13 protein-coding genes are annotated in these 16,597 nt (G+C 40.1%); 5 read left to right on the forward strand and 8 right to left on the reverse strand.

All coding sequences use genetic code 11. The annotated features are described in order from the left end of the window. Positions 1-336 precede the first annotated feature (336 nt). The 3 genes from DC53_RS01630 to DC53_RS01620 form a co-directional block, all read right to left on the reverse strand. Positions 337-1,563 carry a threonine/serine exporter family protein gene (locus DC53_RS01630; RefSeq protein ID WP_081824600.1) on the reverse strand — a complete coding sequence of 409 codons (1,227 nt, stop codon included), beginning with the start codon at positions 1,561-1,563 and terminating at the stop codon, positions 337-339. A 116-nt stretch (positions 1,564-1,679) separates the two neighbouring features. After that, positions 1,680-2,909 carry a glycosyltransferase gene (locus DC53_RS01625; protein WP_033031981.1) on the reverse strand — a complete coding sequence of 410 codons (1,230 nt, stop codon included), beginning with the start codon at positions 2,907-2,909 and terminating at the stop codon, positions 1,680-1,682. Next, complete coding sequence (locus DC53_RS01620) at positions 2,906-3,910, reverse strand: LacI family DNA-binding transcriptional regulator (protein WP_008134483.1); 1,005 nt, start codon at positions 3,908-3,910, stop codon at positions 2,906-2,908. Before DC53_RS01620 ends, DC53_RS01625 begins: the two co-directional genes overlap by 4 nt. 166 nt (positions 3,911-4,076) lie before the next feature. Here DC53_RS01620 and DC53_RS01615 point away from each other — a divergent pair, with 166 nt between their 5' ends. Together DC53_RS01615 and DC53_RS01610 are read left to right on the forward strand one after the other, a co-directional pair. Continuing rightward, a complete protein-coding gene (locus DC53_RS01615; protein WP_033031982.1) occupies positions 4,077-6,560 on the forward strand; it encodes a S9 family peptidase in 2,484 nt (827 codons plus the stop codon). 75 nt (positions 6,561-6,635) lie between these two features. Then, complete coding sequence (locus DC53_RS01610) at positions 6,636-7,253, forward strand: LysE family translocator (protein WP_007377221.1); 618 nt, start codon at positions 6,636-6,638, stop codon at positions 7,251-7,253. A gap of 104 nt (positions 7,254-7,357) precedes the next feature. On the opposite strand, the gene DC53_RS01605 is transcribed toward DC53_RS01610, so the two are convergent. The 5 genes from DC53_RS01605 to DC53_RS01585 are packed head-to-tail and all read right to left on the reverse strand — an operon-like array spanning position 7,358 to position 13,769. Continuing rightward, positions 7,358-8,752 carry a pectate lyase family protein gene (locus tag DC53_RS01605; RefSeq protein WP_033031984.1) on the reverse strand — a complete coding sequence of 465 codons (1,395 nt, stop codon included), beginning with the start codon at positions 8,750-8,752 and terminating at the stop codon, positions 7,358-7,360. A gap of 25 nt (positions 8,753-8,777) precedes the next feature. Then, positions 8,778-9,827 carry a pectinesterase family protein gene (locus DC53_RS01600; protein ID WP_033031986.1) on the reverse strand — a complete coding sequence of 350 codons (1,050 nt, stop codon included), beginning with the start codon at positions 9,825-9,827 and terminating at the stop codon, positions 8,778-8,780. Next, positions 9,827-10,777, reverse strand: a complete 951-nt coding sequence (locus DC53_RS01595; protein ID WP_033031988.1) for a sugar kinase — start codon at positions 10,775-10,777, stop codon at positions 9,827-9,829. The genes DC53_RS01600 and DC53_RS01595 overlap by 1 nt, the downstream gene beginning before the upstream one ends. Further along, the gene (locus DC53_RS01590) at positions 10,778-12,265 is read right to left on the reverse strand and encodes a UxaA family hydrolase (protein WP_008134477.1); all 1,488 of its coding nucleotides are present in this window, start codon (positions 12,263-12,265) and stop codon (positions 10,778-10,780) included. A gap of 1 nt (position 12,266) precedes the next feature. Next, positions 12,267-13,769, reverse strand: coding sequence for a tagaturonate reductase (locus DC53_RS01585; RefSeq protein ID WP_239462881.1), 1,503 nt, complete (start codon positions 13,767-13,769; stop codon positions 12,267-12,269). 131 nt (positions 13,770-13,900) lie between these two features. On the opposite strand from DC53_RS01585, the gene kduD reads away from it, so the two are divergent. The 3 genes from kduD to DC53_RS01570 are packed head-to-tail and all read left to right on the forward strand — an operon-like array spanning position 13,901 to position 16,557. Next, positions 13,901-14,665, forward strand: a complete 765-nt coding sequence (gene kduD, locus DC53_RS01580; protein WP_008134475.1) for a 2-dehydro-3-deoxy-D-gluconate 5-dehydrogenase KduD — start codon at positions 13,901-13,903, stop codon at positions 14,663-14,665. A 21-nt stretch (positions 14,666-14,686) separates the two neighbouring features. Further along, complete coding sequence (gene kduI, locus DC53_RS01575; RefSeq protein WP_033031990.1) at positions 14,687-15,529, forward strand: 5-dehydro-4-deoxy-D-glucuronate isomerase; 843 nt, start codon at positions 14,687-14,689, stop codon at positions 15,527-15,529. A 50-nt stretch (positions 15,530-15,579) separates the two neighbouring features. Next, positions 15,580-16,557 carry a TRAP transporter substrate-binding protein gene (locus tag DC53_RS01570; RefSeq protein ID WP_033015175.1) on the forward strand — a complete coding sequence of 326 codons (978 nt, stop codon included), beginning with the start codon at positions 15,580-15,582 and terminating at the stop codon, positions 16,555-16,557. The last annotated feature ends 40 nt before the right edge of the window (positions 16,558-16,597 follow it).

Consider the following 16,597-nt stretch of genomic DNA (forward strand, 5'->3'; position numbering starts at 1 on the left):
ATAGTGATATTTAAATTTATTTTCTCTAGCCAGAGATTTTTAGTGGAAAACAAGGCGAATTTACGCGTCAATAGCTGGCCTATTGCAAGTAAATTCAACGCAGTTAGCGCTGAAAATAGCTGCTTGAGATAGATTTATTATCCAGAGTTCAGGTTATTTAGAAAGCGCTGAACTGTTTTTACGTTGGAATCACTATGAGGTTTTTGAGTTTGACTCAAGTGCAATGTAATGAGCTAAAACACTTAGCATTGGCCTCAATTGCTACTTGGTAGTTGTTTTTAGTTTAACGTTTTACTCGCTTTACTCAATTAAAGTAAAGCGAGCGCTCAGTATCACTTACAAACTCTTTTTAGGCGGTAGGGCTACGTTTGCAAATATTAGTCCTGCAACAAGCGACATAAATATTAAAAACGTTTGCTGGCCTATATGCTCTGCGTATATAAAGTCTTGGCCTTCAATGAGTGAGTTTAAGCCAATATAGGTTTTGCTACCTGGTACTAATACAATTAAGCCTTGCATGGCCACAATAGAGGCCGGCGCATTAGCAACGCGGTTAAACAAGTTACTAAATATACCCACCGATAAAGCACCCACAAACGTACCTAACGTGTAATCAAGATACATAGCCGAGCCAATACTGGTGCCATAGGCTATAAACCCTGATGCAATAGACCAAACAGCGTGCTTAAGTTTGGTTCTAAAAATAACGATTAAGCTGCTACAAAGTAAAAATATAGCCAGCCATGCTGTCCACTTTGGTAATGGTTCAGGTTGTACAAAGTCAGCTTGCCCAAAGAGTGCAAAGCCAATGCCTATGCCAATAAAACCGCCAAAATAGAGTTTAAATAACAGCATAAACGAGTCCATGACTCGTGCTGTACCCGACACTAAATGCCGCGCTGCAAGCTCTGCTAAGCCAAGCGCAAGTGCTAAACCGGGTATAAAGACAATAATGGCCGAAAGTACCACCAAGCGTATGTTTATTTCAGGTGTTATATACACGCTTACTGCACATGCAAGTATTGCCGATATTATGGCTACCAATGGCTCAAGCATATGAGCTACGCGTTTTGAGCGTCCAGACCAAAGTACAAACACATAAACAACCAAAGTAAGTAGCGATGACCAAATAACATCAGTCCAGCTAGTACCCATTAACATGGCAAACGCACCACCAGAAGTTGCAAAGGCAACGCCCGTAACAAGTTTATTGTATGGGTTTGGCATGTCGTAAATAGCATCTAACTGGGCGTCAACTTCTTGTAAAGTTAACTTGTCGTCAAGCATTTGGTTTACAAGGTCGTCGGTATCGGCAAGTGAGCCTAAATCGTGATCGCCAGGGTCTACACGAGCAACATGGGTATACTCGTCTTCGTGGCCATCAGTCCAAATAACAAACGTTACCGAAGTTGGCGACATAACAAACGACGATTTAAGTCCTAAATAGGTAGCCACTTCCATTAGGTGGGCTTCTAGGCGGTAAGCAGGCGTACCATACTTGTGAAGCATTTTACCCAATTTAACGATAAATTTGCGTTTTTCTGTAAAGGTTGCAGTTTTCAAATCTTTTTGGACCAAATATTGCGATAACTAAGCTAAAAATATAGACAATACAGCTAAAACTGCCCACGTTTGATGGGCGCGATTTTAAACACTAATTGGTGTGTGTCTAGTCATTTTTAATCTAATTTTTTATTTTTTTCAGCTATCCATTGCGACATGTATTGAGTGCTGCGCATTGTATGATGTTTGAGCATTTGGCCTGTAAAGTTTTTTTCGCGATGAGCCTTTAAATCGCTACTTATTGAATCGATTTTTTTAATTAACGCAGTGCTCAATTGTGCTTTATCGTAGAGCGTATTAAGGAGTGTATTGCCATCTTGTTGTGCTTGTTCAAAGTCACTTTGATTGTTGTACATTTCAACAGCTGCATCAGCAAAGTCATCGGCGGTGTTGGCTATTTTACCAGGCCATGGTAAATCGTTATGCATGCCCTCTGCGCCAATATTAGTGGTAACGCTGGGTGTTTGCATAATCATGGCTTCAAGTAATTTACCTTTAATCCCTGCACCAAAACGAAGTGGTGCTAAACATACACGTGCGCTTTGCATTACATCAAACGCATTATCGGCCCAGCCTTTTATTAAAAACCCTGTTTTAGGGTTATTTAGTGCCGTGGCTTTTGGTGGTGGATAGGAGCCATAAATATGTAGTTCTGCTTTTGGGAGTTGCTTGCGAATAAGTGGCCATATTTTTTGTAAGTGCAACACGGCATCCCAGTTTGGCGCGTGTCTAAAATTGCCTATGGTCATAAAATGTTGGCGCTGCTCAAACGTTTTTGTACTTGCAGGTAATGAGCTTAAATCGACCATAAATGGTAAATGGTGCAATAAGCTTGGCTCTATTTTAAATACGCTGCTTAGTAAACGCATTTCATAGCTTGAAATAATTAAGTTTAAATCGCAGCGTAAAATAGCGGCGATTTCGCGTTTTGCTATGTCTGAGTGTAAATCGCTGATTGTAAACTCACGCTCACCTTTAAACGCTTCGTGACGAGCGTTACGCAGACATTGTAAATCTTCGGTATCTAAAATTTTAATCGCATGAGGGCAATGTTTATCGACGCGCCAGCCAAATTGTTCTTCCATCATAAAACGGTCAAACATGACTATATCTGGGTTATAGGCTTTAACGTATTCGTCAAAGCTATCGCAGTTTAGTGCAATGCTTTGGCTGGTTATGCCAAAAGCGTCAAGGTTTACCATGTGCTCTGTGCGCTGCGCGGGCGTTGCAAATTCAACGTCCCAGTTTTGCGCTCTAAAAGTATTTAATAACGACATCATGTGCGTTCCCGCAGCAGATGAATTTGGTTCTGGCCATACGAAACCAATTACCAGCACTTTTTTCATTGGCTAGAATCTCTAATTAGTGAGTTTACATTTACCAGTGTTTTTACTGGCGGAGCTGTGTTTTGTAGCAATTCTTTGAGTACTAGGTGACAACGTTTAGCAATGTCATGTGTGTTAATTACAACGGTGCTTAAGCTGTAAGGCATAACGCTATAATAAGGTAAGTGGTAGCAGCTCGCTATTTTTATATTGTTATTGGTTGGTATGTTAAGCGTCTGTATTGCAGCAAAAACACCTTGTGCAATTATATCATTTTCGCATACAAGGGCGCTTAACTGAGGGTGTTTTGCGTAAGCTTCAATAAATGCATTTTTAGCACTAAGCGCTTGGTTTTGACTGCATGATATGGCTACCAAAGGCGTAACGCCGTGCTGTGAGCAAGCAGTATTAAAGCCACTTTGAAGTGCTTGAGAGTCGCTTAGCGTTAGCTCGCTTCCTATAAATGCAATATGTGTAACGCCTTGTGCAAGCAAATGCATGCTGGCTACGTGGCTGGCTTTTTTATAATCGGGAAGTACGCATGGCGCTGCGCTAAAGGGAACTTCTCGCATTAAGGTCATTACTTTTTGCTGTGCGCTGAGAGTATCGAGCCATTTGGCACAAGTATTAGCAACAGGGCAAATAATAAATGCGGCGGCGTTGTATTCTTTTAAGTTTTTAACCGCGTTTGTTTGCAGCTCAAGATTATTATTACTACTTACTATCATGGCTTGTAAGTTATTTTCGTTTAAAATACGCTCAAGGTTAGTCGCGAGTTGCGCCATATACGGATTAGTTAAATCGTTTATTACAATAGCGACTAAGTTAGAGCGCCTTGAGCGCATAGCTGCTGCATCGCGATTGTAAATGTAGCCTAGTTCGTCAATGGCTTTTAGTACTTTTTGTTTACTTTTTTTGCCGACTTTATCGCTTTGAGTAAGCACCAAGGATACGGTTGACTTTGATACACCAGCAAGATCTGCAACATCAAAAATAGTGACTGATTTAGCTCTGTTCTGCATTGTACTTAAAGTGCCGAAATAGTGAATAAATAGCGCAATAGTGTAGCTTAAATAACACTATTAAGTCATCTATTGGAATACTTTAAACGAGCTTAATGCTTTATGAACAAAGCAAAACGTGTTTATATACGTTTATAAAAGTAAAAAATAACAAAAGGATAAAAACATGAACGCTTTTAGGCTGTTAGTTGCCTTTATTTGTTGTGTTGCATTATTGCCAGCAAGTTATGCAGAACAAGGGTATCAAATGCCCTCACCAGAGCTTGCAGCTTTGGTTGATGCTAAATTAGCCCCCACTAGTTACTTGTCGAGCGATGGTCAGTGGCTTGCATTATTTGAACGCAAACGAGTGGTAACACTTGATGAGCTTGCAAAAGAAGAGCTTAAGCTTGCAGGGATTAAATTGAACCCAGCTAATTTTTCGCGTTCTCGTGTGAGCGCTAAGTTTAGCGCTGTTGAACTTAAACATGTTCGCACTGGTACAGTGATTAGTATTAATAATTTACCACGCGGTATTATTCGCTCTCCTCAGTGGTCGTCTAACAGCAAGTATTTAGCGTTTATAGTTGAGCAACCTAGCCAAGCAAATTTATGGCTTTACAATGTTGAAACAAAACAAGCAAAAGAGCTTTCAAGTGCAGCACTCAATTCAGTAATAACAGCAACTCCCTACGAATGGTTACCTGACAGTAGCGCCATAGTGGCAAACTTGGCGGTAAATGTTGGTAAACCTGCTTTGCAAAACGACAGTCAAAATGTAGTGCCTGTTATTCAACAAAGCACTGGTGAAAAAGCGCCCGCCCGCACTTATCAAAATCTATTAACAAGCCCATTTGATGAAGCGCAGTTTAAATTTTATGGCTTAGGTCAGCTGGCTTACATAACACTTGATGGTAATGCCCAAGCAATTGGACGTCCTTCTTTATTTAAAGCGTTTTCGATATCACCTGATTCGACAAATATATTGGTTGCAGGTATTAGCCAGCCATTTTCGTATCAAGTACCGTACAGCCGTTTTGCAAGCACTTGGCAAATATGGGGCATGCGCGGTTATGTTTTAGCCGAACTTGCAAAGCAACCTCTTGCCGATAATATTCCGCAAGGTTACGACAGTGTTCGCACTGGCCGCCGCGATTTTGAATGGCGAGCCGATCAAGGCGCTGAAGTTATTTGGGCGCAGGCGCAAGATGGCGGCGACATGAAAACCGACGTTGAGCACCACGATTATCTTTACAGCTTACGTGCACCATTTAAACGCGAGCCTAAATTGTTTGCCAAAGTAGAGCGCCGTTACGCGGGAATGGAGTGGAGCAACGAGAACATTGCAATGCTGACAGATTGGCGCTTTAGTGATCGCCAAGTACGTACTTACATCGTACAACCACGAAATGCCGACAGAAACCGCGTTTTATTTTCAGAGCGTAGTTATAACGATGCGTATAAAGATCCAGGTAATGCAATTTACGAGCACAACGATTTAGGTGCTAACGTTATTAAGATTGTAGGCGGGCGTTATATTTACCTGCGCGGTAATGGTGCTTCAGAGCAAGGTAATGTGCCGTTTTTAGATAGGTACGATGTTAAAACAAATAGCAGTAAGCGTTTATGGCAATCACAAGCGCCATACTACGAGCGCGTACGCGCACTGCTTGACGACGAAGGTGAGCGATTTATTACTATTCGTGAATCTAAAACTGAGCAACCTAACTTTTTTATACGCGATTTAGATAACGACACGCTAACGCAGTTAACGACATTTGAGCACCCGTATCCTGCATTTAAAGGGGTAACTAAAGAGCAGTTACGTTATAAGCGCGACGACGGGGTTGAGCTTTCTGGCACGCTTTATTTGCCACCAGGGTATGACAAAACACAAGGCCCGTTACCGGTACTTATGTGGGCTTACCCACTTGAATACAAAGATAAAGCGGTTGCATCGCAAGTACGCGAATCGCCTTATGCATTTACCTACATTGGTTATTGGGGCCCAATGCCTTACCTTGCCAAAGGGATTGCCGTGTTTGACGACCCTAAAATGCCAATAGTGGGTATTGATGGCAGCGAGCCAAACGATAACTTTAGAAAGCAGTTAGTATCAAGTGCGCAAGCAGCTGTTGATGTATTGGTTAAAAAAGGCATTGCCGATAAAGATAAAATTGCCATAGCAGGGCACTCGTATGGTGCATTTATGGTTGCTAACTTATTGGCTCATAGCGATTTATTTAAAACCGGTATTGCCCGCAGTGGCGCGTATAACCGCACATTAACGCCGTTTGGTTTTCAAGGAGAAGAGCGTGATTTTTGGCAAGCACAAAGTGTGTACGCTAATATGTCGCCGTTTTTCCATGCTGAAAAAATTAACGAGCCAATGCTAATGATCCACGGCCAAGAAGATCCTAATTCAGGAACCTTCCCAATGCAAAGTGAGCGCATGTACGCAGCCCTAAAAGGTTTAGGTAAAGATGCTCGCTTAGTAATGCTCCCTTATGAAGCACATGGTTACCGTGCGCGTAAAAGCTTATTGCATGTATTGTGGGAACAAGAACAGTGGTTAGATAAGTACTTGCTTAGTGATACAGTTGAGCCGGTAAAAGTAACTACTGAGCAAGTGACTACTGATAAAGCCGCAGAGCCAACCGCAGGCCAGTAGTAGAATAAGTATTCAAAACGTGGCTATTTAGCCGCGTTTTTTTATTTTTAGTTAATTTAACATTAGAGTAAATTAATGATTGATGTAGCAGCACTTGCGGTTTTTATTCCTACGTTCTTTTTTGTGTCTATCACCCCTGGTATGTGTATGACGCTCGCTATGACTTTGGGTATGAGCATTGGCGTGCGCCGCACATTATGGATGATGATAGGCGAGCTATTAGGTGTCGCAAGTGTTGCTATAGCTGCGGTTTTAGGCGTTGCAAGCGTAATGCTAAATTACCCAGATGCGTTCGCTATTTTAAAGTGGGTAGGCGGCGCGTACTTAATTTATATTGGCGTTAACATGTGGCGAGCCAAAGGAAAAATGTCGGTCGATACCTCAAAGCCAAGTGATGTAAGTAGGCAGTCGTTATTTACCCAAGGTTTTGTAACTGCAATTGCAAATCCTAAAGGCTGGGCGTTTATGATTTCACTACTGCCGCCATTTATAAGTGTTGAGCATGCTGTAGCTCCTCAGCTTTTAGTATTATTAAGTGTAATAATGGTGAGCGAATTTGTATGTATGTTAGCTTACGCAACAGGCGGTAAAAGCCTGCGTTTATTTTTAAGCCGTGGCGATAATATAAAATGGATGAACCGTATTGCTGGCAGCTTAATGGCTGCTGTAGGTATCTGGTTAGCGCTAGGGTAATCGCTTAGCGAAGGAGCATATTTGTCATCTCTAAGTTTGACCTATTCAAAGGCCGGATGACTTTATTCACCAGCCGGCCTTCATATAATAAAAGTGAAGAATGATTACTCCGTAATCGAATTTATATAAGCGTTTATATTATGTTGGTTAGTTGGGTTTTTAGCTGCCCAACGATCATTTATACCATCTTTATTTTTATCAATTATGTCAGGGAATCCTAGAAATTGTCGTTCATATTCTTCCCAGCTTTTAATCATTTCTAGTTCACTGTTTATTAAACCTTTGCCGTTAATAGGCGTACTTCCATCTACTTGGTTTAACACTTGTGTATCAATATTATCTAAAAACATGCCATTGGCATTAAAATTAGCCCCTACGTTTTTTTCCTTTATAAGTGTGGTATAGGTTTTTTGAGTACTATTTATTGTCGCACTGTTTGCAGCACCATTGATTGGCTCTAACTTAACTCGACTGAGTCGTTTATCATCCATTGATATATTTTTACGTTTTGCATCTTTGCTAGTGCGATAGTTTACACCCAGTCGGTTATCGGCAGTTATTTCCTCATCTCCCTCAAAATAGTTACCAGATATATAAGCTTGAGACTTCGTTATATTTGGCGAGTACCATAAATCAACAAATTGTATTGCTTTACTTGCGGGTCCCGGTTTGTAAATGTTGTTTATTAAGTTAAAGCGGCCATTCTCGCTACCATAAACATTATTGCTGCCCCAGTTAAAAATGATATTGTTGGAAAATTCAACAAATTCAAACTGTTCATCGTAAGGGGGTTTTAAGCGTGAACCATTTAATCGTGGTGTGCGGCTATTATGATGAGCGATGACATTATTAATAAAACTGGCTTTATTTCCCCCCCAAATTCCACCATAGCCATGACGCCCTTTGGGATGGATTGAATGATTAAGGCTCGCAGCTACAATTGAATTTTGCAGCGTGAATCGTTGGTTATTATAAAAGCTAGCAGTTTCATCGACTGACCAGCTAAATGAGCAGTGATCAATTATTATATCTCGGCTATTGCGCACAGACATCGAATCTTCAGCTAATTTAAATGTACCAAGGCGAAAACGCATATAGCGAATAATGATATGATCAGCATCCGAAACTTGAACTGGCGCACCCGCAACGGTAATGCCACCTGGAGAGGTTTGCCCTGCAATAGTTAAAAAGCCACTTTTTACAATAATGGGTTCTTTTAAATGAATAACACCGGAGATATTAAATACCACTGTGCGCTTGTATTTACGCTTTAAGGCGTGTCTAAGTGTTCCCTTTGCTGGGTTTTTAGGATTATCTTCCAGTGAGTTAACAATATAGATTTTGCCGCCATGCCCCCCTTGCGTGTATTTCCCGTATCCATCGGCATTTTTAAAGGCTAAATTTGAGTCGAGTGCATACCCGTGAGAGGTGAATACGCCCACTAATAAAACAAATACACTTAAACTTAAATATTTAATTTTCTTATTGATTGTATCCAAAGTATGCACCCTAAAATTGTTATGTTTATAAGCTAAAGCTATCAGTAGCAAAAGCAGTTTTATTTATTTGTTGTGCTAAATTATGAAGTACGGCATTTGGTTGCCATTTATCACCAAATACCCACTGTTCGACAGTTTGTTGGGCTAAATAAGTGTTAGTGGGCTGAAAATTATTACGCGCCCATGAATAACTATTAATGTTTTGATTATTCGCAAAAAAATACCGAGCGCCAAATTTGTTTGCCTTATTACGGCTTTTATCAGGGTAGGTTTTTTTGAATATTGGTTTGTCAGCCATGTGGCTAGAGAACTGGTTATTAATTAAATAAAACTGTGCATCATAATGATGTCGACCTAACCAAAAACCTTTTACACCATCAAATTCACTGTCATTTACAACGAGCTTTTGATTTACATTGAGTTCGCCATCATGCCAAAGAGTGGCACTTTGCTTTATGTTGAAGAATTTAGAATGCTCAATTAACGCGGTACCACGAGGACACACCATATCGGTTGCGCCAGTAAATGAGCAATATGAATGGTAATATAATCCATCTTTTTTATTCCACAAACTCAGAGTATCGGCCCCGTCGGAACTAATGTTACATTGATGCAAGGTGATGCGGGTGGCGTTTTCAAAACTACGAACCGCAAACTGGTGCTCGTTAGTGTTGTGTTCTCGGCCGTAGTGATTAGTGATTTGTAAGTTGACGATATTTATATCGCTACCGTTAATATTTACAACCGCCGCCCCCCAATCACTGTCGTGATTTTTTCGCCAGTTATTTCTAAGCTCAGGAAAAGTAATTCGCGTATTACTTTGCGACTGACCAACTAAACTTAAGTTATTGCGAGTTATAAATAGCTTTTCGTTATATTCGCCAGCGCTGATTAAAACAATAACGCGTTTAAAGTGAGTACTCGCATCAATAGCTTGTTGAATAGAGCTGAAATATTTAGGGTTATGCTTATCAACATACAAAATAGTACTGGGCTCACTTCCAATGGCTGGTGTTTTTGAGTGGATGTTGCAACTAACCAATAGACAAATAACGAAAAAAGTAAACTTCATCATTAACGACCTATTATTGACGTTTTTATTGAATCAGTATCAATACCTACAATCGCCCCTCGGTGTTGAATAACCTGTCCGGCTAATAAGTTACCAGCTTTGGCACAGTCCTCTATTGAATTACCGTGTAGCCAGTATGCTAGAAACCCCGCGTTAAATGAATCCCCAGCCGCTGTTGTATCAGTAACATTATCGACTTTGTTGGTTTTAAAATAGCGGGGCTCTGAGGTGTTTTTATTACTGTACTGACAACCATCAGCACCTGTTTTTATGAGCACATGCTGAGCGCCGGCTTTGTGTAAACGAGAATGGCAAGCGGTAATATTATTATCGGCCCAAATTTGTACTTCATCATCAAAAGTGAGCAATGATAAATTAGCAAGCGCATACATGACTTTGTTGGTTTTTTTACAGTGTTCATCACTTGCCCAAAGAGCCGGGCGGTGATTACTGTCATAAATAATATCGACACCTTGATGAGCAAGCTTTTTCAGAATTTCAAGCAGGGTATTGCAATCTTTAACTGATAAAATAGCGAGTGATATCCCTGATAGATAAATAGCATCAAAATGACTAAGAAGCGCGACAATATGGTTAAAATCAGGATGTGTTACCAAATATTTTGCTGCTGAGTCGCTTCGCCAATATTGAAAAGAGCGCTCTCCTTGAACATCGTTTTGGATCATATACAAACCAACCTGTTTATCAGGTGCGATAAGTACAAAATCAGTATTTAATTGATGTTTTTGCCACTGCTTTATCATCGCGGTGCTCAAAGTGTCGGCACCCATGCAAGTAACATAATTTACATCAACACTTTGACCTGCGAGCTTTTTCAAATAAATAGCGGTATTCATTGTGTCACCGCCATAGTTTTGTTGCATAGAAGAAAATAATTGACCCGATAGCTCAACCATACACTCGCCAATAATTGCTATTTTTTTGATAGACATTTAAAGCGTGACTCCTTTTTTCCAGATAGCGACTTCACGAATATCATTCTTTTCATTACAGGTTTCTTTTCCGTTGACTATCTCAACAAGCAAGTCAACAAACTCACCATGCACTTGCTCCATACTTACATCGTTGATGAGCACACCAGCATCAAAATCTATCCAGCGTGTTTTTTTCTTGGCTAGCTCTGAATTAGTGGCAATTTTAAGCGTAGGAACAAAGCCGCCATAAGGGGTGCCACGACCAGTGGTAAATAGTACAATGTGGCAACCAGAAGCACCTAAAGCACTTGTTGCAATTGGGTCATTGCCAGGTGCATCTAGTAAGTTTAAACCGGGTACGCTCAAACGTTCACCGTAGTGTAAGACGGCTTGTACTTTGCTGCTGCCAGCTTTTTGTGTACACCCTAGTGATTTATCTTCCAATGTGGTTATTCCGCCTTTTTTGTTTCCAGGTGACGGATTTTCGTAGATGGGTTGATTATGTGCTTTGTAATAACCTTTAAAGTTGTTAACCATTTCAACTAACTTATGAAAGGTTGCTTCGTCTTTACAACGCGACATTAATAGCGTTTCGGCACCAAACATTTCTGGTACTTCGGTTAACACGGTTGTACCGCCTTGGGCTATTAAATAATCTGAAAACACACCTAGCATAGGGTTAGCTGTTATGCCTGATAGGCCATCACTGCCACCACACTCTAAACCAAATTTAACTTCACTTAATTTTCCAGGTTCGCGTTTGTCGTGCTTTATTCGACTATAAATTTCTTCGAGAAGAGCGACACCATCTTCAATTTCGTCATCAGCTTGTTGTGTGATTAAAAATTTAACGCGGTTTTCATCAAAATCCCCAAGCCCTTCTTTAAACACATTTAATTGGTTGTTTTCACACCCCAAGCCAACAACCAACGCACCGCCTGCGTTAGGGTGCAATACCATGTTTTGTAAAAGAATACGGGTTGTTTCTAAATCATCACCGAGCTGTGAGCAGCCAAATTGATGAGGAAAAACATGAATTCCGTCAATGCCAAGATCAGGGTTTCGTTGCATAAACTCTTTTTTCATTTGTGCAATCATACCGTTTACACAGCCAACAGTAGGGATAAGCCAAATCTCGTTGCGTATACCAATTTCGCCATTTTTACGACGATAAATATTAACATCGGGTGATGGAGTTGCTGCTGCTTGGTCAATAAACTCAGGGGTGTATTGATATTCAAGTTCATCGTTTAGGGTGGTTTTAACACAGTGTGTATGAACCCACGTACCTTTTGGTATATTAGCTAAAGCAAAGCCAATTGGAGCGCCATATTTTATAACTTTCTCGTCTTTTTCTATGTCACGCAAAGCTACTTTATGGCCTTTGTCTACATCTTGAGTTACTAAAATATCGATGCCATCAACCGGTAATGTTTCGCCTGCTCCAATATTGCGCATGGCAATTGCTACATCATCGGTTGGGTGTAGTTTGATTAATGGTTTCATTTTATTGACCTAATTTACTTTCAATGGTGGCTGCTACACTGGTGTTCAACATACTCTGTAGATAACCTACGATGCTTTGTTTAAGGCCTGAAATATCATTTAAATTTGTTTCCCAGTGCCAATCACAGGCTAGGAACTTTTCAACCAATTGATCAATACTTAAGCTACCACGGCCATACTCCAGCCAGTTGTCTTTAAAAAACGCTAACCATTGTTCGCTATCACTGAGAGCTATAGACTCATCATTACGTACACCACGGTAAAATAAAATTTGTCCAGCCATTGCCATCGCAATTAACTCAGGAATCTTTTGGTTTAATTCCACATATTTAAATAGCTGAGGTAGCAGGCGTGTCTTAAATTTAGTCATACTGTTTAGTGAAATAGACAATAGTAGATGGCAAATATAGGGGTTTCTAAAGCGGTTAAGTACATCGCTGGCAAACTTCTTTAGCTCATCTGCGGGTAAATCAAGGGTCGGAATAATCTCATCAGCAATGAGTTGAGTTAAATATCGTTCAAATAATTGAGCACTAAGGGCATCACCAACCGAGTCAATATTTGCCATATATGCCAGCGGCACTAACGCTGTATGTGCTCCATTTAAAATAGCCACTTTGCGTTGTTTGTAAGGTGAAATATCGTCGACAATTTTTATATTTACGTCACTGTCTTTCAAACACAATAACTCAGCGAGATGTTTTGGTCCTTGAATAACAAATAAGTGAAAATACTCGGCAGTGACCATAAAGTTGTCTAAATAACCGAGTGACTCTTGCAGTTGTTGATGTTCGTCTCGTGGAAAGCCTGTCACAATACGGTCAACTAGGCTTGAGCAAAAATGGTTATGTACATTTAACCATTGGGTAAACTCTTCTGGTAATTGCCAATTTTTTGCGTACTTTAAAACGATTTCTTTGAGCTTTTCGCCATTGTAATCAATAAGTTCGCACGGAATAATGACCATGCCACTTTCTGCTGAGCCAGTAAAGTGATTAAATCGATGAAATAACCATTGTGTTAGCTTTGCTGGGAATGCTTTTGCAGGTTTATCCTCTAGCTTGTCTGAATCAATGTACTCTATGCCTGCTTCAGTTGTATTTGAAAAAATGATTTTCAAATCAGAATTTGTAGCAAGCTCTAAAAAACGCTCAAGGTTTTTATAAATAGGGATCTCTTCATTAACGCAACCAATAATACGCTCTTCACTTACGGTTTCACCTTGCTCATTTAAGCCACGAATAATAGTGGTGTACAAACCATCTTGTGTATTTAGCAGCGGTAATGTGTCGTAATCAATTGGGCGAATAATTGCAATGCCTGCACTTAGATCACTCGTTTGGTTTAATTTATCTATTTGCCAATCGACAAAAGCGCGTAAAAAGTTACCTTCACCAAATTGCATTATTTTTGTTGGGTATTTGTTTTTATTAAAGTTTTTTCTATTCAATGTTTGCATAATATAACCCATTTTGAGTATCGATTGGCCTGTTGTTGATTTCATACTACTTATAAATGCCACCGGTGGCAAATTAAATTTGACAAACTGCCACCGGTAGCGAAGAATGGCTTTTAACAACTCAAATTATTTTATTTACATTATATAAATATAGAGATTAACGATAGGAATTGGCAATGAGCATGCATTTATTCGATTTAAAGGGAAAGACGGCCTTAGTAACTGGGGCCAGCCGTGGATTAGGGCAGCAAATAGCCTTGGGTTTAGCTCAAGCAGGTGCAAATATTATATGTAGCAGTAGCCAAGAGAATGGTTGCAAAAACACGTGCCAGATGATTAAAAATGAATCAGGGCAAGTGATTGAATTATCTGCTGATTTAAGCCGCGAAGATGCTGTTATTTCGCTTGCGGAGCGTGCATTAGAGTATGCTGGGACTGTTGATATTTTAATTAATGTAGGTGGCACTATTTTTCGAAGTCCAGCCGTAGATTATCCGTACGAGCAGTGGCAAAACGTAATGAAAGTAAATGTTGATGCTAGTTTTTTACTTGCTCAGGCACTTGCACCTGCAATGATTAAAAAAGGGCAAGGGAAAATTATCAATATTGCGTCAATGCTTTCATATAGTGGTGGCATGACAGTACCTGCTTACACAGCAAGTAAACATGCTATTGCAGGCGTTACTAAAGCATTAGCGAATGAATGGGCGCAATATAATATTCAAACAAATGCAATTGCTCCCGGTTACTTTAAAACCGATAACACACAAGCTTTACAAGATGATCCTACTCGAAACAGTGAGATCGAAAAACGTATACCAGCAGGGCGTTGGGGTGAAGCTGAGGATTTAATTGGAACCGCCATCTTTTTATCATCAGCTGCTAGCGATTATGTTAATGGACATATTTTAGCTGTTGATGGCGGCTGGTTAGCACGATAACTTTATTTTAGGTAGCAAACTATGAGTACAGAAATTGAGTCACGTTACGCCGTTGGTCCAAATGAAGTGAAAGGCTACGATACACAGCAGCTCAGAGATGAGTTTTTGGTTGATAAGCTTATGCAAGTAGACAAAATTTATTGGCTGTACACGCATTACGAACGTTTTATGGTAGGTAGTGCGGTTCCAACTGCAGGAGCTTTAACGCTAGAGACATTAGATAACCTTAAAGCAGCTCATTTTTTGAATGGACGTGAATTGGGCATTATCAATGTAGGCGGCCGAGGTACGGTAACCGCAGACAATGAGACGTTTGAACTTAACTACAAAGATGCTTTGTATATAGGTAAAGAATCAAAAAATGTGACGTTTAAAAGCTGTGATAACACAAATCCAGCTAAGTTTTATTTAAATTCGGCGCCAGCACACCATAAATACCCAAATAAACGAGTTACCCGTAATGATGCAAACGTCTTGCATTTAGGCGCTTTAGAAACGTCTAACGAGCGTGATATAAACCAAATGCTGATTAATACAGTTGTAAAGACATGCCAATTACAAATGGGTTTGACTGAGCTAAAGCCTGGTAGTGTATGGAATACAATGCCTGCTCATCAACATGATCGACGTAATGAAGTGTATTTTTATTTTGAAATACCAGAGCAACAAGCTGTGTGCCATTTTATGGGAGAACCCACAGAAACGCGCCATTTATGGATACATAATGAACAGGCCGTTGTTTCACCTGCGTGGTCTATTCATTCTGGGTCGGGTACTCAAAACTACAGTTTTATCTGGGGGATGGCTGGCGAAAATCTAGATTATGATGATATGGATAAATATCAGCCGCATGAACTGAGGTAATGTAGTTCGTACAATCGCTTATTCACACACTGATAAGAAGAAATATAATAATGCATAAGAATCTTCTCAATGTCGTTTTTTTGGTTTTATCGATCGGGCTACTCACCAGTTGTAGCGATGATAAAAAAACCATACGTTTAACATTAGCGCATACACTTGATACTCGTCATGTGGTTCACAAGGCGATGGAATATATGGCAACGCGGCTAGATTACTATTCAAAGGGGAGTATGGAGATAGTAATTTACCCAGGTGGCCAACTTGGTTCTGAACGAGAGTTAATTGAACTATTACAAATAGGCAGCCTTGCTATAACCAAAGTATCAGCCAGTCCTCTTGAAGGGTTTGTACCTGAAATGAAAGTATTTGGTATCCCTTACTTATTCAGAGATAGTGAACATTTTTGGCGAGTACTCAATAGCGAAACAGGCCAAAATTTACTCGATAAGGTTGCAACTGCAAAACTTAAAGGGCTGGGTTATTACGATGCGGGTAGCCGTAGTTTTTATACAACGAATAAACCAATCAACACACCTGATGACTTAGTGGGTGAAAAAATAAGAGTACTGAATAGTCCAACTGCGGTTGCCACTGTCCAAGCCCTTGGTGGTGCAGCTGCGCCTATTGCATGGGGTGAACTCTATGCAGCTTTGCAACAAGGTGTTGTTGATGGTGCAGAGAATAACCCACCTAGTTATTACTTATCTCGCCATTATGAAATAGCAAAATATTATTCATTGGATGAGCACACATTTGTACCTGATGTGATTATAGCCAGCCAAAGTGTGTGGGATTCGTTAAATACTCAGCAGCAGCAATGGCTAAGCCAAGCAATGGCTGATTCAGTAAAGTACCAGCGTTCGTTATGGCAAACTGCTTCTGATGACGCCCTTGCAAAAGTAATTGAAGCGGGTGTTGAAGTAACCTATCCAGATAAAAAAGCATTTCGCGATCAAGTCGTTGAGTTTCATGCATCTTTTGACAACACTCCTGTTGCAAAAGTAATAACAAAAATTAAAGCAATGTAGTGAGAGATGATGCGTAAATTTAACACACTTTTAAATCACC

The organism is Pseudoalteromonas fuliginea (assembly GCF_000690055.1).
GTDB classification, from domain to species: Bacteria; Pseudomonadota; Gammaproteobacteria; order Enterobacterales; family Alteromonadaceae; genus Pseudoalteromonas; species Pseudoalteromonas fuliginea.

Excerpts from the sequence above, each read along its gene's own strand:
- DC53_RS01620 (WP_008134483.1), bottom strand. The coding sequence starts at position 3,910 with ATGCAGAACAGAGCTAAATCAGTCACTATTTTTGATGTTGCAGATCTT.
- kduI (WP_033031990.1), top strand. The coding sequence starts at position 14,687 with ATGAGTACAGAAATTGAGTCACGTTACGCCGTTGGTCCAAATGAAGTG.
- DC53_RS01600 (WP_033031986.1), bottom strand. The coding sequence starts at position 9,827 with ATGATGAAGTTTACTTTTTTCGTTATTTGTCTATTGGTTAGTTGCAAC.
- kduD (WP_008134475.1), top strand. The coding sequence starts at position 13,901 with ATGAGCATGCATTTATTCGATTTAAAGGGAAAGACGGCCTTAGTAACT.
- DC53_RS01625 (WP_033031981.1), bottom strand. The coding sequence starts at position 2,909 with ATGAAAAAAGTGCTGGTAATTGGTTTCGTATGGCCAGAACCAAATTCA.
- DC53_RS01585 (WP_239462881.1), bottom strand. The coding sequence starts at position 13,769 with ATGAAATCAACAACAGGCCAATCGATACTCAAAATGGGTTATATTATG.
- DC53_RS01610 (WP_007377221.1), top strand. The coding sequence starts at position 6,636 with ATGATTGATGTAGCAGCACTTGCGGTTTTTATTCCTACGTTCTTTTTT.
- DC53_RS01595 (WP_033031988.1), bottom strand. The coding sequence starts at position 10,777 with ATGTCTATCAAAAAAATAGCAATTATTGGCGAGTGTATGGTTGAGCTA.
- DC53_RS01590 (WP_008134477.1), bottom strand. The coding sequence starts at position 12,265 with ATGAAACCATTAATCAAACTACACCCAACCGATGATGTAGCAATTGCC.
- DC53_RS01570 (WP_033015175.1), top strand. The coding sequence starts at position 15,580 with ATGCATAAGAATCTTCTCAATGTCGTTTTTTTGGTTTTATCGATCGGG.
- DC53_RS01615 (WP_033031982.1), top strand. The coding sequence starts at position 4,077 with ATGAACGCTTTTAGGCTGTTAGTTGCCTTTATTTGTTGTGTTGCATTA.